Raw genomic sequence first — 18,733 nt, 5'->3', positions numbered from 1 at the left:
TAGACCACATGCGGAACGCGGACCGCGCCATCCAAGCCGCGACACGCAGGCTGCCGTAGCGGCCCACCAGGTTGATGTGCGCGTAGCCGAGTGGCGACAGGCGGGCGGCGTCCTCGTCGCGCACGGGGTAGCCCCAGGCGCGTAGGGCGGTGACGGCCAGGTCGATGTAACAGCTGTTCCAGAGCCGCCTGCCCACCAGCGCCCAATCACGCTCGGTCACGGCAGCACGGATGGAAGGCAAGCCCGAGAAGTGCACGGATCCGTCGATGAGCGGTGGACGAGCGGCTGGCTATGCTCCGATCATGAGCGAAGCGGTTCCACAGCCTTCCCCGTCGGCGGCTTCCACCGAGGTCGAGTCCCTGTTGTCAGTTCTCGAGCGCAACCGACGAACGTTCGCCTGGAAGACGTCGGGGCTCGACGAGAAGGGTCTGCGCGCAACCACCGCCGCCAGTGCGATGACGCTCGGTGGTCTCGTCAAGCATGTGGCCTTGGTCGAGGCAGACTGGCTGGCTGTCAAGCTCGCCGGAAAGGAGTACGGAGCCCCGTGGGACGCCGTAGATTTCGACGCCGAGCCTGACTGGGAATGGCGCACTGGGGCGCTGGACTCTCCGGAAGATGTCTACGCAGTGTGGCGAGACGCTGTCGAGCGTTCGCGCGAGCTGGTTGCCGAGATCATCAAGGAGCGCGGGCTCGACGGGCCGGCGTCGTTCACCTGGCCGGACGGCCGCACGCCTACGGTCCGCGCAATGCTCTTGGACATGGTTGAGGAGTACGCGCGACACACGGGCCACGCGGACATCCTCCGTGAAGCAGTGGATGGTCGCGTGGGTGAAGGCGCGCCTGAAGACTTCACCATCTGAACGTCCTCAGCTGCCGCAGATAAAGCGCGCTCGGTGGGTCTCTACTCGCGCTGGCCCCCTCCGCAGGCACTCGCGGTAGTCACCCTTGGGAGGGGGCAACTCGGGCTGCCGGTCGGCTGACGCCCCGCCCTCCGGTGCCCCGATTCGCCCGGGGCACCGAAGGATCGCCGCTACGAGCGGTCGAGCGGGCCCGACGGGGTCGCCCGGACAAAGCCCGCCCCAGGTCGACCCGGCGGTGTACTCGCCCGGTTCATCGGCTGGACCCGCCCCCGGCGACCCCGGCCGCCCGCGCGTCAGCCGTCGGCGCGGAGCACGAACGCGTCCAGTTCCTCGCCGCCGTACCAGTCGGTGCGCCGGCCCACGTGGGCCATGCCGAGCCGCCGGGCCACCGCCGCCGACGCCGCGTTGCCCGGCGCGACGACCGCCCACACCTGCGGGGTGCCGGCCGCCAGCTCGCGCGTCACCACCGCGCGGGCCGCCTCGGTGGCGTACCCGTGGCCCCACGAGTCGGGGTGCAGGTGCCAGCCGACCTCGATGTCGGTGGTCGGCACGCGCTCGTCGCGACCCGGCAGCGGCTTGAGCAGCACCGTCCCGACGACCAGCCCGGTGGCGCGCGCCTCGATGGCCCAGGTGCCGTACCGGCTGCCGTGGCCGGCGTGCCGCTCCCGCCACCAGGCGAGCCGGTCGGCCGCCCCCGCCGGATCGGTAAGCGGCAGCCCCGAGGCCGCGCCCAGCCAGCGGATCACCTCGGGGCGGGAGTAGATGTCGTAGATCCGGGCCAGGTCGCCCGGGTCGGCGGTCCAGTCGCGGACGACGAGGCGTTCCGTGGTGAGCACGGTCATGTCGCGGGATCGTAATGCGTACCCGGGCGCGGCGCGGGGAAGAGGTACGCGGTGGCGGGCGGATGGCAGCGGGCGAAGCGGATCACCAGTGCCGCGTTCCGGCCGGTACGCGGGCGGGACCTGTCTCTGCACGCCGCCGCCATCACGTTCTACGGGGCGATCGCCGTGGTCCCCGTGGCGCTGCTGGCCATCTGGACGACGGGGCTGGCCGCCGGGGCGGACCGGGTCCGCCGGCTCACCTCGTACGCCATCGACACGCTGCCCACCGAGATCGGCGCGCACCGGGCGGTGGCCGCGCTGCTGGAGGCCGGCCTCGGCCTGACCCCGGCGCTCGCCCTGGCCTCGCTGCTGCCGGCATCGCTGTACGGCGAGGGGTTGCGGCGGGCGTTCGTCTCGGTGGCCATCCCGCGCGAGCCGGGCGGGTCACTGGTCGGCTGGCGGGGCCGGCTGCTGCTGCTCCCACTGCTCGCGCCCGCCCCCGCGCTGCTGCTGTCGATCCTGCTGGCGCTGCCGGTGACGACCGGACTGCTCCGCCAGGGCGGCTGGCGGGGCGCGCTCGGCGTGGTGCTGTCGTTCCTCGGCGTCTGGCTGGTGCTCACCCCGGTGCTGCTGTGGGTGTTCCGGGTGGTGGGGCCGGCGTCGCCGGACTGGCTGTCGACGCTGGGCATGGGGTCGTTCACGGCGGCGAACCTGTCCGGTTTCCTGCACGGTTTCGTGCTGTTCGCCTCGCTGCCGCTCGACCTGGGCGTGCCGTTCGGCGGCTTCGACGCGATCGGCGGCGGGGTGGCCGTGCTGCTCTGGCTCTACCTGTTCCACGTGATCGTGCTGGCCGGCTATTCCGCGACGCTCGCCCTGTCCGACTGGCGGGCCCGCCGCGCCCGCCTCGCCCCGGCCTGAGCCGCAGGGCCCCGCCCGCCCGGTGCCGGCCCGCCGTCGCCGCCGAGGTCATCGGCCTACCGGCCTGCGCCGCGCCCTAGCCGGCTGGCTCCTGGTTTCCGGCGGGGCGCGGACATCCGTCAGGCTGCCGTCAAGAGTCAGCGGCGGAAGGGGCCGGTGACCTCGTACGTGATGCCGTCGGCCCCGGTGACCGACCCGCTGGTGCCGCGCTGGGACGAGAAATAGAGGCGGCTGCCATCCGGGGAGAACGCCGGCCCGGTCAACTCCGAGCCGGACTGCCCGAGCAGGCGCAGGAACGGGGTGACCACGCCGGCCGGGGTGATCACGTTGATCTCCATGTTGCCGCCGTCCTCGGCCACGTACAGGTCGCCGGAGCGGGTGCCGGTGATGTTGTCGACGCCGGTGAGCGGGGCCGTCCCGGCGGGCACCAGCGAGTCGTCGTACGCCAGGTCGAGGCGCTGGCCGACGGCGTCGTACGCCCAGACCCGGTTGTCGCCCTTGGTGGTGAACCAGCAGGTGCCCCGGTCGTACCAGCAGCCCTCGCCGCCGTCGAAGTGCTGCGCCGCGCCGACCTGATGGCGGGTGGGGACCGGGAAGCCGTCCCGGTCGGGCACGTCGCTCCAGGTCACCGGGCCGGTCACCTGGCCGGCCGGCGCGCAGAGCACCTGGAGCCGGCCGGTGCGCAGGTCGCCCCAGGTGTCGGGGACGTACCGGTAGAAGCAGCCGTCGTCCTCGTCCTCGGTCAGGTAGACGACCCGCCGGTCGGGGTCGCAGGCGGCGGCCTCGTGGGTGAACCGGCCCATCCGGGTCCGTTCCTCGGCGGCGCGGCTGCCGTCCGGCCAGGTTTCCATGACCCGACCGAGCGGCGCTTCCTCGCAGGACAGCCAGGTGCCCCACGGGGTTGCCCCGCCGGCGCAGTTGAGGCTGGTCCCGCCGAGAATCCGGTACGCCGAGGCGATGGTGCCGTCGGCGCGGAACCGCACGGCCGACGCGCCGCCGACCAGGGGGATCTCGGAGTTGGACACGTAGATCCAGCCGTCGGGGGTGGGGAAGCACGCGCCGCCGTCGGGGGCCCAGTGCCACAGGTAGGAGGTGCCGGCGACCCGCTGCCCGGACCGGGCGATGACCCGGCTGGTGAAGCCGGCGGGCAACTGGACGCCGTTGGCGTCGGCGGCGAGCAGGTCCCCGTACGGGCTGGGGCCGGGTTGGGCGGGCGCGGCGAGCGCGGCGGAGGCCCAGAGGCTGCCACAGAAGGCGGCGGCCCCGCCGACGACGGTGGCGCGCAGGACGGTACGACGGTCCATCGGTTACCTCCCGGTAGTGTCGATGCCCCACAGACGGTAGGGCCGGCGAGGCATCGACGGCAGCAACTACCCGATGAACGCGGGGTGACGGATCGCCGGCACGACGGGTTCCGGTTCGGCCGTCGCTGGCGTGACGGCAACGGCCCCCCTGCCGGCCCGCGCGGCACTAGGCTGCCCGAGCATGAGCGAGCACAGCGGGACGACCGCGCACAGCGAGGCGAGTGAACTGCCGGCCCGCGCCGACGTGGTGATCGTCGGCTCCGGGCACAACGGGCTGGTTTCGGCGATCCTGCTGGCCCGCGCCGGCCTCGACGTGCTGGTGCTGGAGGCCGCAGAGGCCATCGGCGGGGCCACCCGCACCGAGAACCCGTTCCCGAAAGTTCCCGGGCTGCGCCACTCCACCGGGTCGTACCTGCTCGGGCTGATGCCGCCGGAGCTGCTCGCCACGCTCGACGTGCACATCCCCGTGCTGCGCCGCGACCCGCACTACTTCCTGCCCACCCCGGGCGGCATCGGGTCGCCGTACCTGCTGATGGGCAGCGACACCGCCGCCACCCGGCGGCAGCTCGCGGAGTTCTTCTCCCCCGCCGACGTGGCCGCCGACGACGCCATGCAGACGGAGCTGGCCCAGCTCCGCGAGGACCTGGCCCCGGCGTGGCTGGCCGAGCCGCTGCCCGTCGAGGAAACCGCCGAGCGGTACGTCCGGCCCGCCCTGCGGCAGGTCTTCGTCGACCTGGTACGCGGCTCCGTCGCCGGTTACCTGGCCCGCTTCGACTTCCGCTCCGAGTTGCTGGTCAGCATGTACGCGGTCACCGACGGCCTGTCCGGGCTCAACGCCGGCCCCGACGACCCCGGCACCGGGCACAACTTCCTCGTGCACAACATGTGCCGGCTGCCCGGCTCCGACGGCACCTGGATGATCGCCGAGGGCGGGATGGGCACCGTCTCCCGCACCTTCGCCGACGCCGCCCGCGCCGCCGGAGCCACCATCGCGACCGGCGTCCCGGTCACCGCGATCACCCTCGACGGCGGCGCGGCCAGCGGGGTGGCGCTCGCCGACGGCCGGCACGTGGCCGCCCGGGTGGTGCTCGGGGCCTGCGACCCGTATCGGCTGACCGACCTGCTGCCCGACGGCGCGCTCCCGGCGGAGCTGGGCGCGCGGATGGCGGCGGTCCGCCGCCCCGGCACCACCCTCAAGCTCAACCTGGCGCTGACCGGGCTGCCCCGGTTCTCCTGCCTGCCCGAAGAGCGCGCCCAGCCCGTTCGGCTCACCATCCACCTGCTGCCCGGCTCGGCGTCGCTGGCCGGCGGTGGGGGTGAGCCGCCCATGGCGGCGCTGCGCGCGATGTGGGCGGACGTGCGGGCCGGCCGGCTGCCGGCCGAGCCCACCATCGAGTGGTACCTGCACACCACCGTCGACCCGTCGCTGTCCGACGCCGCCGGCCACCACTCGTCGGCGCTGTTCGTCCAGTCGGTGCCGTACTCCCTCGCCGGCACCACCTGGGACGCGGCCCTGCCCGGGTACGTGTCGCGCCTCGTGGAGATCTGCGAGCGGTACGCGCCCGGCACCGGCGACCTGATCGCCGACGCCGTGCCGCTGACCCCGCCCGGCATCGAGGCGCACTTCGGCATCACCGGCGGGCACATCCACCACGTCGACAACACGGTCTCCTTCACCGACCGGATGCCGTACGCCACCGGGATCGACGGCGTGTACGCCGGCAGCGCCGGCTGCCACCCGGCGGGCAGCGTCATCGGCGCGGCCGGCCACAACGCGGCCCGCCGCATCCTCGCCGACCTGTAAGGAGGGGCCCCTTGTTAACGCATACGGTAGAGAGGGTTCCCTTCTCACCGCCCAGTCGGTGCGCTCTCACCGCCCATGGCCCCCCGGGCGGGGCGGCTCGGGGCGGAACAGCCGGGTCAGGGGGTCGGGGTGGGGGCGTCCGCGCGGTGCGCCCGCACCTTGTGCCCGACGCTGGTCAGGCAGCGCCCGCTGGGCAGGTCGAACTTCCAGCCGTGCAACTGGCAGGTGAGCTGGTCGCCCTCGACGATGCCGAACCGGGTGAGGTCCGCCTTCAGGTGCGGGCAGCGGCGCTGCACCACCCAGTCGCCGAGAGTGATGTCCTCGGCGTCGCTGGTGCGCTCGTGCTCGTCGTACCAGCCCTCCGCGTACTGGAGGCGCTCCGTGGACAGGCACTTGAAGAAGGCGTAGACGAACTCGTTGTACTGACCGATGCGGGCGGCCGAGAAGCGGCAGGAGAGGAAGAGCGAGTTGACCCAGTCCACCTCGCCGATGTGCAGCAGGTGCTCGACGAGGGCCCGCTCGGTGCGGAACCGGTAGCGGACCTTCTCGTCCGCGTACGGCCGCACCTCCTTGCCGGGGAAGTCCACCACGATGGATTCAACGGTCTCCCCGCCCGAGTCGTCGGTCCCCACCAGGTCGAAGCGGACCGGGCCACCGACGCCCTTGGCCAGGTAGATCGACTCCTCCAGCAACGGCTCGATGCGGCGCTTCATCTCAGCCAGCACGTCGACCTCGGGGTGCCGCCAGGACGCCCTCTCCGCCTCGATGACGCCCCTCTTGCGCTCCCGCATTTCCTCCAGGTGAGCGACCTTGTTCGCGAAGAACTCCTCGACCGGCTGCGGGTGCGTGGTGGTCGCGCCGGAGGTGGTCACCTCGGCGACGCTGCCCGGCAGCAGCACGATGCCGTTGGTGCCGCCGACCTTCGCGTACTCGGCGAGGAAGGCCGACTGGTCGGGGAAGATGTTGCCCTCGTCGCCGTGGATGTCGTTGAACTGCCACAGCGCGTCGTCGAGGAAGCACGGCGGCCCGGCGATCGGGAAGACGTGGTCGGCCTTCAGGTCGGCGATGTAGCGCCAGGTGCGGTCGAACTGCCGCTCCCGCTTCTGCTTGCCGAACGCGGTCTTCGCCGACTGCGGCAGCTCGTAGACCATCGGGTACCAGATCGCCCCGGAGAACTGGAGCAGGTGCGCGTGCACGTGGCCCAGCTCGGCGAAGACACTCAGGTCGGTCGGGCGGGCGTCGTTCTGGTTGAGTAGCCGGACCCCGTCGTACTCCACCCAGAGGGAGGAGTCGCCGATCGGGCCGTCGGTCGGGCTGATGAGCGCCTGGATCATGATCCTCAGGCCGCCGTCGAGCTCCACGACCTGCTCGTTCGGGGCCCGCAGGAACTTCGTGAAGCCGAGCGCCCGCAGCTCGTCCTCCATCTCCGAGGTGGGGAACTCGGGCAGCAGGACGGTGGCGTCCTTGGACACGAAATCGCGCAGGTGCGCGGCGTCGAAATGGTCCCGGTGCAGGTGCGACACGTACAGGTAGTCGACGTCGCCGAGGGTCTCCCAGTCGAGCTGGGAGTTGTCGGGGAAGGGGAACCACGAGGCGAAGTAGGCGGGATTGACCCACGGGTCGCACAGGATGCTGCCCACGGCCGTGTCGATCCGCATGCTGGCATGTCCCGTACCGGTCACTCGCACCGCAGTCCCCCTCAAACGACAATCAAGGTGTACGTCCCGACGCTACCGGAGGCAGTCTGGTCGCCGGCCCGCGACGCCGGTAGTGCCCGCCGGCCCGGGTCCTCAGGCCCACCGGCCCTGCGGGGCCTGTGGTCTGCGCTGGCCCGCGTCCGACCGGGGCTGCGGGAAACCCCCACCGCACGAGGTCAGGCGCGGGGCGTGCCAGACTAACCGGAGATCCGATCGCGAGGGAAGGACCGACAGTGGCAGGAAGCGAGCCGGTGACGTCGCCAGATCAGCACAAGCCCGGGCACCGCAAGGCCGGGCAGATCGGCGCGGTGGTCTCCGCGCTGGCGCTGCTGGCCATGCTGTGCGGCAACCACGAGGGCAGGGTCGAGGACATCTGGCTGGTCGGCCTGGCCGTGCTCCTGCTGGCCGTCGTCGTCGGCGACGCGGTGCTGCGCCGCAACGGCCTGCGCTCCTGACCCGCCGACACCCGGACCGGCAACACGCGAAGGGCCCGCCCCCGTCGGGGGCGGGCCCTTCGTCGGATACGCACCACCCGGCGGCGCGGGCAGGCTCCCGCCCGCCCACCCGGCGGGGTCAGCGGCCGAAGAGGATGTCCTGCACGCCCTTCAGCGCGGCGTCGACCTCGGCCTCGAAGTAGCCGCCCGGCACCAGACCGAAGCGCAGGGTGTCCAGGTCCTTCGGGTTGACCGGCATCGGCCCACGGCCGGACATGCCGTCGAGAATGCCCTCGAAGAGCCGGTCGACCTGGTCCGGGTCGTACCCGCTACCGAAGCGGCGCACCTGGAAGCTGCGGCGGATCTGGTCCACCCGGTAGAGGTCGCTGCCGGGGGGACCGGCCATCGGCGGGCCGCCCGCCGGGGGGCCACCGATGGGCGGGCCGCCCGCCGGAGGACCACCGACCGGCGGGCCGGCCATCGGCGGCGGCCCGCCGACCGGCTGCGGCGGCAAGGGCGGCGGCCCGGCCGGGCCACGGCCGCGCAGCTCACGCAGGTCCCGCTCGGGCATCCGGATCTCGGCGGTCATGTCGGCCCGCCCGTGCCGGCCCGCCTCGAAGCCGTCGAAGCGCTGCTCGTCCGGGCCGTAGCCGCCCGGGCCGGGGGGCAGGCCCCGGGGCGGCGGGCCGCCGTGCCCCATGCCCTGGCCGGGGCCCACCGGGCCACCCGGACCCATCGAGCCGCCCGGGCCACGCGGGGAGTCGTACCCGCCGCGCGGCGCGTCGTACCCGCTGGAGAACCCGCCGGTCGGCTCGTCGTACCGGCCGTAGCGGTCGGCGGGCGGGCCGGCCTGCGCCGGCATCGGCCGGGGCGGCATGGCCTGCGGCATCATCGGCGCGCCCCGGTCGTCGCGCATCGGGAGCGGCCCCCGCTCGTCGCGCATGGGGACGGGGCCGCGCTCGTCGCGCATCGGTGGGCCCATCCGGTCCGGGGGGCCGAGCCGGTCGGCCATCCTGTGGTCGGCGCCACGGCCGGGCGAGCCGCCGCGCTCCTCCAGCTCGGCCAGCTGCCGCTCGACGCGATCGAGGTGCAGGTCGACCTGCCACTCGTCGTAGCCGTTGAAGCGAACTCGGAAGACGACATCGTGGACCTCCTGGGAGGCCACGGGCGCGCCGACGGGCCGGCCGTCGAGCGTCGCCTCGACCCGGTCCAGGAAGGCGTCCACCTCGTCGACCTTGTATCCCCGGCGGAGCGCCTTACGCCGGAAACGCTGACCCTGACTCGCCACTATGTCTCCTGGTCTCTTCGCTACGCCCGGTCACGCCGTCGCCTCCTGCGGCGTCTCGGTGTCCCTGTCCCCGGCGGCGGCGAGCTGCCCGCACGCGCCGTCGATCTCGCGCCCCCGGGTGTCCCGCACCGTCGTCGAGACCCCGGCGGCGCGCAGACGCCGGACGAACTCCCGTTCGACCGGCTTCGGGCTGGCGTCCCATCGGCTGCCCGGGGTCGGGTTGAGCGGGATGAGGTTGACGTGGGTCAACCTGCCAGCCAGTAGCTGACCGAGGAGGTCGGCCCGCCATGGCTGGTCGTTCACGTTCTTGATCATCGCGTATTCGATCGACACCCGACGCCCCGTCCGGGCCGCGTAGTCCCACGCTGCGTCCAGCACCTCGGCTACCTTCCAGCGCTGGTTGACCGGCACGAGTTCGTCGCGCAGCTCATCATCGGGCGCGTGCAGGGACAGCGCAAGGGTCACCGACAGGTCTTCGCTGGCCAGGCGCCGGATCGCCGGGACCAGACCGACCGTGGAGACGGTGATGTGCCGCTGGGACAGGCCGAGCCCCTCGGGGACGGGGGCGACCAGCCGGCGGATCGCCGCGACGACTCGCGAGTAGTTGGCCAACGGCTCGCCCATGCCCATGAACACGACGTGGGACAGCCGCGGCGGTGAGCCGGCGACCGCGCCGGAGGCGGCCACGCCGGCCAGATAGACCGCCTGGTCGACGATCTCGGCCGTGGACAGGTTGCGGGTCAGCCCGGCCTGGCCGGTGGCGCAGAACGGGCAGGCCATGCCGCAGCCCGCCTGGCTGGAGATACAGACGGTGACGCGGTCCGGATACCCCATCAGCACGCTCTCCACCAGCGAGCCGTCGTGCAGCCGCCAGAGCGCCTTGCGGGTGGCACCGTCGTCGCAGGCGAGCTCGCGGACCGGGGTGAGCAGGGTGGGCAGCAGCTCCCCGGCGAGCCTGTCCCGGATGGCCGCGGGCAGGTCGGTCATCGACGCGGGGTCGCGGACCAGTCGGCCGAAGTAGTGGGTGGACATCTGCTTCGCGCGGAACGCCGGCTCGCCCAGCTCGGTGACCAGCGCCTGCCGGGCGGGCAGGTCGAGGTCGGCAAGGTGACGGGGCGGCATGGCCGCGCGGCGTGCGGCGGGGGCGTCCGAGGTGACAGGGATCAGCGGAAGGCTCGTCATGACCCGTCCAGTCTCCCACGCCGTTCGCCCGGCGCACCTGGCCGGAGGGGCCGAATCGGACCCGACCGGGCGGCCGGAACGGGCTGACCAGCGTGATTCATGCCTCAGCCCGCCACCGGGGCGAAGACGGCCAGCAACAGGTACGCGGTGGGCACCGCGAACAGGATCGAGTCGAGTCGGTCCATCAGGCCGCCGTGCCCGGGCAGCAGGTTGCTCATGTCCTTCACGCCGAGATCCCGCTTGATCATGGACTCGGCCAGGTCGCCGAGGACCGCCGCGCAGGACACGGCCACCCCGAACAGCGCGCCCCACCAGGGCGCCACGTCGAACAGCAGCCAGATCAGCAGGGCGCTGCCCACCGCCGCCGCGGTGACCGAGCCGGCGAAGCCCTCCCAGGACTTCTTCGGGCTGATCGAGGGGGCCATCGGGTGTTTGCCGAAGTTGGCCCCGGCGGCGTACCCGCCGGTGTCGGAGAGCACCACCGCGACCAGGGTGACCAGCACGCGCAGGTGCCCGTCGCCGGGCGCGGCGGCGAGCATCGCCGCGAACCCGCCGAGGAACGGCACGTACACCGCGATCAGGGTGGCGGCCGTCAGGTCGCGTTGGTAGTCGCCCGGCCCGTCGCCCAGCCGCCAGATCATCGTGCCGAGCACGGTGACCAGCAGCCCGAGGCTGAGCGCGTCCGGGCCGGCGAACCAGGCCAGGCCGACCATGAGCACGCCGCCCGTGATCAGCGGGACCAGCGGCGGGTGGGCCCCGCTACGGCGGACCGCCCGGGCCATCTCCCAGATGCCGATGGCCATGGCGGCGGCGAGCACCAGGAGGAACCCGGGCAGGTAGAAGAAGAGCGGCAGCAGGACGGCCGCGCCGAGGCCGACGCCCACCCCGATCGCCGCCGGCAGGTTGCGTCCGGCGCGGCTGGGCGGGGCCTGCTCGGTGGGCGGTCGCTCCGCGCTCGCCCGCCGCCGGCCGGGCCGGCGGCGACCCCGGGACGGCTCCGGCTCGACAAAGCCCCCGGCGGGCTCCTCGGGCAGGTACACCGGCCCGGCCGGTGGGTGCCCGGGAAAGGACCCGTCGGGACCGTCGGACGGATGCCGGTCGCCGGGCCGCAGGGGTCCGCCGCGCGGGCCCGCCGCGCCGACGGGGTCACCCGGGCCGGCGGGCACCGGGCGGGCACCGTACGGATCGGTGGCGTCCGCGTCGAACGGCTCCGGCCGGCCCGCCGGGCGGCGCGCCTCGGCCAGACCGCCGGGGGCGACGGGAGCGTACGCGTCGGTGGCGGCGGTGCGGGCCCACTGCCCCGGTTCGAGGTCACGGTCGGGCCAGGGGAGCGCCGCCGGGGCGTCCGGTCGGTCCCAGCTTCGGGACTCCGGGCTGCGGTAGGGGTCGAGGTGGGACATCACGCACCGAGCGGACGCGGTACGGGGTTCACCACATGACGTACGACCAAGACCATCCCCTACGACGACTGTTCCGTCCGGTTGACCGGCCCGACGGCCGGCCGATCCCGCCCGTTCACCGCGTGGTGGCCGGAATCGTGCCGAGCCTACTGCACCGGCCGCCAGGGCAGGGCGGACGATGCCCTCCCCGCCGTTCGGGGCGGACGACGCTGCGCCTGCCGCCCGGGGCCTGCGCCGGCCACCGCGACACGGGCGGATGCCCGCCTCCGTTGCGGCGGAGGCGGTCCCGTCGTTCGCCCGGATTCGACCCGGGACGACGGAAGCACCGGCGTCCGCCGCCCGACGGCGACGGCACACCGGTGCCACGGCAGGTCATGCGCGCCGGCCCGGGGCCGATCGCGGCTCAGACCTCGAGCAGCTCGCTCTCCTTGTGCTTGACCAGTTCGTCGATGGTGGCGACGAACTTCTGGGTCAGGTCGTCGAGGTCCTTCTCGGCGCGGCGGCCCTCGTCCTCGCCGACCTCGCCGTCCTTGACGAGCCGGTCCAGCTCCTCCTTGCCCTTGCGGCGGATGTTACGCACCGCCACCTTGGCCTCCTCGCCCTTGTGCCGGGCCACCTTGATCATCTCGCGGCGGCGCTCCTCGGTCATCTGCGGGAGCAGGATGCGTAGCTGGTTGCCCTCGTTGTTCGGGTTCACGCTGAGGTCGGAATCGCGGATCGCCCGCTCCATGGCGTTGATCTGCGAGTTGTCGTACGGCTTGATGATGACCATGCGCGGCTCAGGGACCCCGATGGACGCCATCTGCGGCAGCGGGGTGGGAGTGCCGTAGTAGTCGATGATGACCTTGGAGAACATGGCGGCGTTGGCGCGACCGGTGCGGATGGCGCCGAACTCCTCCTTGGCGTGCTCGATGGCGCGCTCCATCTTCTCCTCGGCCTCGAGGAGGGTGTCGTCGATCACCGGTCTCCTCGCCTCCTTCTTGTGCTCGTCGTGGGCTGTGCTGTGGTGTCGCGGGGCCGGCTCTCGCGGCCCGCCGGCCGCTCAGGCGGTGATCAGGGTGCCGATCTTGTCGCCCCCCACCGCACGGATGATCGTGTCGTCGCCCTGCGCGCCGAAGACCAGCATCGGCAGACCGTTCTCCATGCAGAGGCTGAACGCGGCGGCGTCGGCCACCCGCAGGTTGCGGCGGAGCGCCTCGGAGAAGGTGATCGAGTCGAGCTTGCTGGCGGTCGGGTCGACCCGGGGGTCGGCGGTGTAGACGCCGTCCACGCCGTTCTTGCTCATCAGCACCACGTCGGCCCGGATCTCCAGCGCCCGCTGGGCGGCCACCGTGTCCGTGGAGAAGTACGGCATGCCCGCGCCGGCGCCGAAGATGACCACCCGGCCCTTCTCCAGGTGCCGGATCGCGCGCAGCGGAATGTACGGCTCGGCGACCTGGGCCATCGTGATGGCGCTCTGCACCCGGGTCTCGATGCCCTCCTTCTCCAGGAAGTCCTGGAGAGCGAGGCAGTTCATCACGGTGCCCAACATGCCCATGTAGTCGGCGCGGGCGCGGTCCATGCCCCGCTTCTGCAGCTCCGCGCCGCGGAAGAAGTTGCCGCCGCCGACGACCACGGAAACCTGTACGCCACGGCGGACCACGGTGGCGATCTGCCGCGCGATGGCCTGGACGACGTCGGGGTCGACGCCGATCGCTCCGCCGCCGAAGACCTCGCCGGAGAGCTTCAGCACCACCCGCCGGGCCCGCCCGCGCGGTGGGGCGGTCGGATCCTCCGCCGCCAGGCTCCGGTCACTCACAACCTGCGTCATCCGCCCCGCCCTTCCCCGGCCGCATCCCACGTGCGCCGGTTACCGCGTACCTGCCGTCGCTGACCCTACGCCGCCCCGTTGGCTGCGCGGGCCAGGCATGTGACGAGGAGGCCGCGGTGCCTGTCACGTACACCAGCGGCCTCCTCGTCGATGTTCCTGCCCACGGGCGCCTAACGCGCCCGACCGGCGGCTCAGGCCTGGCCGACCTCGAACCGCAGGAAGCGGGTCACCTCGATGCCGGCCTCGGCCAGCACCTGCTTCACGGTCTTCTTGTTGTCGGCGACCGACGCCTGCTCGATCAGGACGTAGTCCTTGAAGAAGGCGTTGACCCGACCCTCGACGATCTTCGGCAGCGCGGCCTCGGGCTTGTTCTCCTCGCGGGCGGTCTGCTCGGCGATGCGCCGCTCGGACTCGACGACGTCGGCTGGCACCTCGTCACGGGTGAGGTACTTCGGCCGCATCGCGGCGATCTGCATGGCGACACCGCGCGCGTCGGCGTCCCCGGCCTCGTCGGTCTTGCCGGCGTACTCCACCAGCACGCCGACCGCCGGCGGCAGGTCCTGGCTCTTGCGGTGCAGGTAGACCGCGACGTTGCCGTCCAGCTTGGCGAAGCGGTTGAGCACCAGCTTCTCGCCGATCTTGGCGGACTGCTCCTGGATCAGGTCGGCGACCGGCTTGCCGTCGATGCTGCTGGCGAGCAGCTCCTCGGCGGAGGTCGCGCCGCTGGCCTCACCGTGCTCGACGAGCTGCTGGGCCAGCGCGATGAAGGCGTCGTTCTTGGCGACGAAGTCGGTCTCGCAGTTGAGCTCCAGCAGCGCCTTGCCCGAGTGGGCGACCAGGCCGTTCGCGGCCGTGCGGCCGGCCCGCTTGCCGACGTCCTTGGCGCCCTTGACGCGCAGGATCTCGATGGCCTTGTCGAAGTCGCCCTCGGCCTCGGTCAGCGCCTTCTTGGAGTCCATCATGCCGGCGCCGGTGAGGTCGCGGAGCTTCTTGACGTCCGCGGCGGTGAAGTTGGACATGACTCTCTCTTCGGTGTTGGGACTCGGTGGGTTGGTCTGGGGCCGGGCGGCCAGTCTGAGCCGGTCACCCGGATCCGGGCCGCGTGTGCCCGGCGTGCCCACCGCGCCCCGCCGCCTGGGAAAACGGACGGCGGGGACGCGGCGGCGCGGTCACTCCGCGGCGGCCGCCGCCGGCTGCTCCGCCGGCTGCTCGTCGGCCTTCTTCGGCTCCTCGAGCAGCTCGCGCTCCCACTCGGCCAGCGGCTCGTCGGCCCCGACCTGGCCCGGCTCCGGCTTCTCGTCGCCGCCCCGACGACGGCCGGAGCGGGCGATCAGGCCGTCGGCGACGGCGGCGGCCACGACCCGGGTCAGCAGCTCGGCCGAACGGATCGCGTCGTCGTTGCCCGGGATCGGGAAGTCGACCTCGTCCGGGTCGCAGTTGGTGTCGAGCACCGCGATCACCGGGATGCCCAGCTTGCGGGCCTCGTCGACGGCGATGTGCTCCTTCTTGGTGTCGACCACCCAGATCGCGGCCGGGAGCTTCTGCATGTCCCGGAGGCCACCCAGGGTGCGGGTGAGCTTGATCTTCTCACGGGAGAGCTGCAGGGTCTCCTTCTTGGTGTAACCGGCGGCGGTGCCGCTCAGGTCACCCAGCGCCTCCAGCTCCTTCATCCGCTGGAGCCGCTTGTACACCGTCTGGAAGTTGGTCAGCATGCCGCCGAGCCAGCGGTGGTTGACGTACGGCTGGCCGACCCGGGTCGCCTGCTCGGCGATGGCCTCCTGGGCCTGCTTCTTGGTGCCGACGAACAGGATGCTGCCACCCTCGGCCACCGTGTTGCGCACGAAGTCGTACGCCTTCTCGATGTAGTCGAGGGTCTGGCGCAGGTCGATGATGTAGATACCGTTGCGCTCGGTGAAGATGAAGCGCTTCATCTTCGGGTTCCAGCGCCGGGTCTGGTGCCCGAAGTGGACACCGCTCTCCAGCAGCTGACGCATGGTCACGACGGCCATGGTGGGGTACTCCTTGTGATCCCTGGTTGCGCCGCCCGGCCGGCGGCCGGGCGTCCTGGCGCCCGGTCGCCGGCCGTGGTGGGCCCGATCGGGATCGGGACCAGGGAGGCCGCCGCCCCACGAGAACGTGAGGAGGGCGCGCGAGGTCGACCGCGTACGGCGGTCGCCAAGCGCCCAGTGTACGCCCCTGCCCGGCCCGCCGGTCAGCGGGCGGCGAGCGCGGCGGCGAGGAAGAGCACCAGACCCACCGTGAGGTACGCCGTCGGCGGGCGGAGCCAGCCCCGGCTGCCGTCGGCGAGCGCGAGACCCCCCGTGCGCAGACCGTAGAGCCCGATGCCGAAGATCGGCAGCCCGCCGACCAGGAAGATGCCCACCACGACGTCGGCTGCCGACAGCGGGTCGCCCAGCACGCCGTGGCGCAGCACCCGCAGGGCCGGCACCTCGAAGATCGCCACCAGCACCGCGATCAGCACGGCGAGCGCCGGGCGGCGGGTCCGGTAGACGCCGTCGGAGGGCGCCGGGCCGGAGCGGCGTAGCCCGTCCGGGCCGTACGCCGACTCCAGTCCGGGCGGCGGCAGGTCCGGGCGGGCCGCCACCGGCGGCATCGGCCCGGTCGGCAGGTCCAGCGGGTGCGGCGGTTCGGCCGGGCGGCCCGCCTCGGCGGCGCGCGCCGGCTCCGCCGCGGTGGTGGTGGCCCCCAGGCCCCGGTCCGCCGTGCTCCGGTCCGCCGTGTTCCACGCCGCCGTGCTCCGGTCCGCCGGCTCGTCCGGGCGGCCCTGCTCGGCGGGTCGGCTCGGCTCGCCGGGGCGGCTCGGCTCGCCGGGGCGGCCGGGCTCGCCGGGGCGGCCGGGCTCGCCGGGGCGGCCGGGCTCGCCGGGGCGGCCGGGCTCGCCGGGGCGGCCGGGCTCGATGATCGGGTACCCACCGAGCGGCGCGGGGCGGGCCGAGCGGCGCGGTCGACGCCGAGCGGGTCCACGTCGAGCAAGGCGTCCCGCGGTCCCGCCTCGCGCGGCGCGCCAGAAAGCGGTGGGCCCTCGTGCGGTGGACCCTCGTACGGCGGGGCGGAGACCGGCGTGGGGCGCTGCCCGACGGTCAGCGGGAACGCGACGGCACGCTGGGCGGGGGGCAGCGGGAACGCGACGGAGTGCTGGCTCGCCGGCAGCGTCGGGTCGGCGGACAGTCCCGCGTCGGTGTCACGCGCCGCCCGGCGTGCCTCCCGCTCAGCGGCGAGTTCGTCCGCCGACACCCCGAACGAGCCCGTGTCGGCCCGGCGGGACCGCGCGGGGCGGTAACTGTCCGTGTCGGAGGCGGGGACCCCGTACGCGTCCAAGCCGTGCCGCCCGGTGTCGCCGTACCGGCCGACGGGCGGGTCGGTCAGCTCGTCGTAACGCCGCTCGCCGGTGTCCTCGTGCTGGTCAGGGGCGCGGAACTCGTCCGCTCGATAGCGGTCGTCGCCCGCCGGCCGCCAGTCCGGCTCGCCGTACCCGCGCTCGCCGGGGTACCAACGCGACTCCTGATCTTCGGGAAAGCTCCGTCGTGCGTTCACGACGGGCACCGTATGTGACACGCGCATCCCCGCGCCATCTGGACGAACGGGGCCAGCACCCCGTAGCACACCAAGGGCATGATCGTCCGGTTGTCCACAGCGGCCCCCGTCATCCACAGCCGGCCGGCGGACGCGGCCACGGTTCGGCAGGGTGCGACGCATGACGAAGCGGAACCAGGCCGTCGGCGCGTACGGGGAACGATGCGCCCTCCGGCACCTGATCGGAGCCGGGCTGCGCCCGGTCGCCCGGAACTGGCGCTGCCCGGCCGGCGAAATCGACATCATCGCCTGGGACGGCCCCGTGCTGGCCTTCTGCGAGGTGAAGACCCGACGTGCGGCCCACTACGGGACGCCGGCCGAGGCGGTCGTGCCGGCGAAGGCGCGGCGGCTGCGGGGCTTGGCGGCCCGCTGGCTCGCCGAAACCGGCACCAGCGCCGGCGAGGTGCGATTCGACGTCCTCTCCGTCGCCCTGCCCGACGCCGGCGCGGCCCTCGTCGAGCATCTCAAGGGCGCGTTCTGATGGGCGGCCGGGCGTGAGCTACGCGAAGGTGCTCTGCGTCGGCCTGGTCGGGGTGACCGGGCACGTGGTGGAGGTGGAGGCGGACCTCGCCCCGGGGCTGCCCGCCGTGGTGATCTCCGGGCTGCCGGACACCGCCCTGCACGAGGCCCGCGACCGGGTCCGCGCCGCGGTCGTCAACTCCGGCCAGCGCTGGCCCAACCGGCGGATCACCCTCAACCTGCTGCCGGCCACGATGCCGAAGTTCGGCTCGGCCTTCGATCTGGCGATCGCGGTGGCGCTGCTCGGTGGCTCCGGGGAGTTGCCGCTGCTGCCGCTGGAACGGGTGGTGATCCTCGGGGAGCTGGGACTCGACGGCACCGTCCGGCCGGTGCGCGGGGTGCTGCCCATGGTGGCCGCCGCCGCGCGGGCGGGGCTGCACCGGGTGGTCGTGCCGGTGGACAACGCCGCCGAGGCCGCGGTCATCCCGGGTGTCCGGGTTCGTGCCGTCGACACGCTGCACCGGATGGTCGGATTCGTCCGGGACGGCACACCGCTGATCGAACCGCCCGGGGCCGCCCCGGCGACCGGGCCGGACGGGCCGGACCTGGCGGAGGTCGCCGGGCAGGCGCTGGGCCGGCGGGCCCTGGAGGTGGCCGCCGCAGGCGGGCACCACCTGGCGCTGTTCGGGCCGCCCGGCGCGGGCAAGACCATGCTCGCCGAGCGCCTACCGTCGATCCTCCCCGAACTGGACGACGACGCGGCGCTGGAGGTCACCGCACTGCACTCGGTGGCCGGGCTGCTGCCGGCGGGCGGCCGGCTGCTACGCCGCCCGCCGTTCCAGGCCCCGCACCACACCGCCACGGTGGCCTCACTGGTCGGCGGCGGGTCCGGGCTGGCCCGCCCCGGTGCCGTGTCGCTCGCCCACCGCGGGGTGCTGTTCCTCGACGAGGCGCCGGAGTTCGGCAAGAGGGCCCTGGAGGCGCTACGCCAGCCGCTGGAGCACGGCCGGGTGCAACTCGCCCGCAGCCGGGGCGGCACCGAGTACCCGGCCCGGACACAGCTCGTGCTCGCCGCCAATCCGTGTCCCTGCGCGAAGCCCGCCGGGCGACGCGTACTGCGAGTGCGCGCCACAGGCCCGCCGGCGCTACCTCGGCCGGCTCT

At 73.5% G+C, this 18,733-nt stretch carries 16 protein-coding genes and 2 pseudogenes; 6 read left to right on the top strand and 12 right to left on the bottom strand.

Features of this window, described 5'->3' with window-relative positions; all coding sequences use genetic code 11:
• Window positions 1-67 precede the first annotated feature (67 nt).
• Window positions 68-196: pseudogene (locus MCAG_RS35105) on the bottom strand (Tn3 family transposase); the annotation flags it as partial.
• A gap of 106 nt (window positions 197-302) precedes the next feature.
• On the opposite strand from MCAG_RS35105, the gene MCAG_RS22320 reads away from it, so the two are divergent.
• Window positions 303-860, top strand: a complete 558-nt coding sequence (locus MCAG_RS22320) for a DinB family protein (protein WP_036374748.1) — start codon at window positions 303-305, stop codon at window positions 858-860.
• A 293-nt stretch (window positions 861-1,153) separates the two neighbouring features.
• Here the strand turns inward: MCAG_RS22320 and MCAG_RS22315 are convergent, their stop codons facing one another.
• Window positions 1,154-1,702 (bottom strand): GNAT family N-acetyltransferase, encoded by a 549-nt coding sequence (locus tag MCAG_RS22315; protein WP_007075243.1) that lies wholly within the window; start codon window positions 1,700-1,702, stop codon window positions 1,154-1,156.
• Between the two features lie 51 nt (window positions 1,703-1,753).
• On the opposite strand from MCAG_RS22315, the gene MCAG_RS22310 reads away from it, so the two are divergent.
• Window positions 1,754-2,599 (top strand): YhjD/YihY/BrkB family envelope integrity protein, encoded by an 846-nt coding sequence (locus tag MCAG_RS22310; RefSeq protein ID WP_007075242.1) that lies wholly within the window; start codon window positions 1,754-1,756, stop codon window positions 2,597-2,599.
• A 137-nt stretch (window positions 2,600-2,736) separates the two neighbouring features.
• On the opposite strand, the gene MCAG_RS22305 is transcribed toward MCAG_RS22310, so the two are convergent.
• Window positions 2,737-3,903 (bottom strand): alkaline phosphatase PhoX, encoded by a 1,167-nt coding sequence (locus tag MCAG_RS22305; RefSeq protein ID WP_007075241.1) that lies wholly within the window; start codon window positions 3,901-3,903, stop codon window positions 2,737-2,739.
• A 181-nt stretch (window positions 3,904-4,084) separates the two neighbouring features.
• Between MCAG_RS22305 and MCAG_RS22300 the strand changes: the two genes are divergently transcribed.
• The gene (locus MCAG_RS22300) at window positions 4,085-5,707 is read left to right on the top strand and encodes an NAD(P)/FAD-dependent oxidoreductase (protein ID WP_036374747.1); all 1,623 of its coding nucleotides are present in this window, start codon (window positions 4,085-4,087) and stop codon (window positions 5,705-5,707) included.
• Between the two features lie 116 nt (window positions 5,708-5,823).
• Here the strand turns inward: MCAG_RS22300 and MCAG_RS22295 are convergent, their stop codons facing one another.
• Window positions 5,824-7,395, bottom strand: a complete 1,572-nt coding sequence (locus MCAG_RS22295) for a Rieske 2Fe-2S domain-containing protein (protein ID WP_007075239.1) — start codon at window positions 7,393-7,395, stop codon at window positions 5,824-5,826.
• A 242-nt stretch (window positions 7,396-7,637) separates the two neighbouring features.
• Between MCAG_RS22295 and MCAG_RS22290 the strand changes: the two genes are divergently transcribed.
• Complete coding sequence (locus MCAG_RS22290; protein ID WP_083802333.1) at window positions 7,638-7,859, top strand: DUF2631 domain-containing protein; 222 nt, start codon at window positions 7,638-7,640, stop codon at window positions 7,857-7,859.
• Window positions 7,860-7,977: 118 nt separating this feature from the next.
• On the opposite strand, the gene MCAG_RS22285 is transcribed toward MCAG_RS22290, so the two are convergent.
• The 8 genes from MCAG_RS22285 to MCAG_RS22250 form a co-directional block, all read right to left on the bottom strand.
• Window positions 7,978-9,126, bottom strand: coding sequence for a DivIVA domain-containing protein (locus MCAG_RS22285; RefSeq protein WP_007075237.1), 1,149 nt, complete (start codon window positions 9,124-9,126; stop codon window positions 7,978-7,980).
• Between the two features lie 30 nt (window positions 9,127-9,156).
• Window positions 9,157-10,308, bottom strand: a complete 1,152-nt coding sequence (gene rlmN / locus MCAG_RS22280) for a 23S rRNA (adenine(2503)-C(2))-methyltransferase RlmN (protein ID WP_036374742.1) — start codon at window positions 10,306-10,308, stop codon at window positions 9,157-9,159.
• Between the two features lie 104 nt (window positions 10,309-10,412).
• The gene (locus MCAG_RS22275) at window positions 10,413-11,708 is read right to left on the bottom strand and encodes a phosphatidate cytidylyltransferase (protein ID WP_007075235.1); all 1,296 of its coding nucleotides are present in this window, start codon (window positions 11,706-11,708) and stop codon (window positions 10,413-10,415) included.
• Between the two features lie 403 nt (window positions 11,709-12,111).
• Window positions 12,112-12,669 (bottom strand): ribosome recycling factor, encoded by a 558-nt coding sequence (gene frr / locus MCAG_RS22270; protein ID WP_007075234.1) that lies wholly within the window; start codon window positions 12,667-12,669, stop codon window positions 12,112-12,114.
• Between the two features lie 81 nt (window positions 12,670-12,750).
• Window positions 12,751-13,518 (bottom strand): UMP kinase, encoded by a 768-nt coding sequence (pyrH, locus tag MCAG_RS22265; protein ID WP_036374740.1) that lies wholly within the window; start codon window positions 13,516-13,518, stop codon window positions 12,751-12,753.
• A 191-nt stretch (window positions 13,519-13,709) separates the two neighbouring features.
• Window positions 13,710-14,537, bottom strand: coding sequence for a translation elongation factor Ts (gene tsf, locus MCAG_RS22260; RefSeq protein ID WP_007075232.1), 828 nt, complete (start codon window positions 14,535-14,537; stop codon window positions 13,710-13,712).
• Between the two features lie 150 nt (window positions 14,538-14,687).
• The gene (gene rpsB / locus MCAG_RS22255) at window positions 14,688-15,527 is read right to left on the bottom strand and encodes a 30S ribosomal protein S2 (RefSeq protein ID WP_007075231.1); all 840 of its coding nucleotides are present in this window, start codon (window positions 15,525-15,527) and stop codon (window positions 14,688-14,690) included.
• A gap of 203 nt (window positions 15,528-15,730) precedes the next feature.
• Window positions 15,731-16,123, bottom strand: coding sequence for a hypothetical protein (locus MCAG_RS22250; RefSeq protein ID WP_369751332.1), 393 nt, complete (start codon window positions 16,121-16,123; stop codon window positions 15,731-15,733).
• A gap of 1,110 nt (window positions 16,124-17,233) precedes the next feature.
• On the opposite strand from MCAG_RS22250, the gene MCAG_RS22245 reads away from it, so the two are divergent.
• Both MCAG_RS22245 and MCAG_RS22240 read left to right on the top strand, forming a co-directional pair.
• Window positions 17,234-17,593 carry a YraN family protein gene (locus tag MCAG_RS22245; RefSeq protein ID WP_007075228.1) on the top strand — a complete coding sequence of 120 codons (360 nt, stop codon included), beginning with the start codon at window positions 17,234-17,236 and terminating at the stop codon, window positions 17,591-17,593.
• Window positions 17,594-17,606: 13 nt separating this feature from the next.
• Window positions 17,607-18,733 (top strand): annotated as a pseudogene (locus MCAG_RS22240) (YifB family Mg chelatase-like AAA ATPase); the annotation flags it as partial.

The organism is Micromonospora sp. ATCC 39149 (assembly GCF_000158815.1).
Classification (GTDB): Bacteria; Actinomycetota; Actinomycetes; order Mycobacteriales; family Micromonosporaceae; genus Micromonospora.
This window is presented reverse-complemented; position numbering and strand designations above follow the sequence as displayed.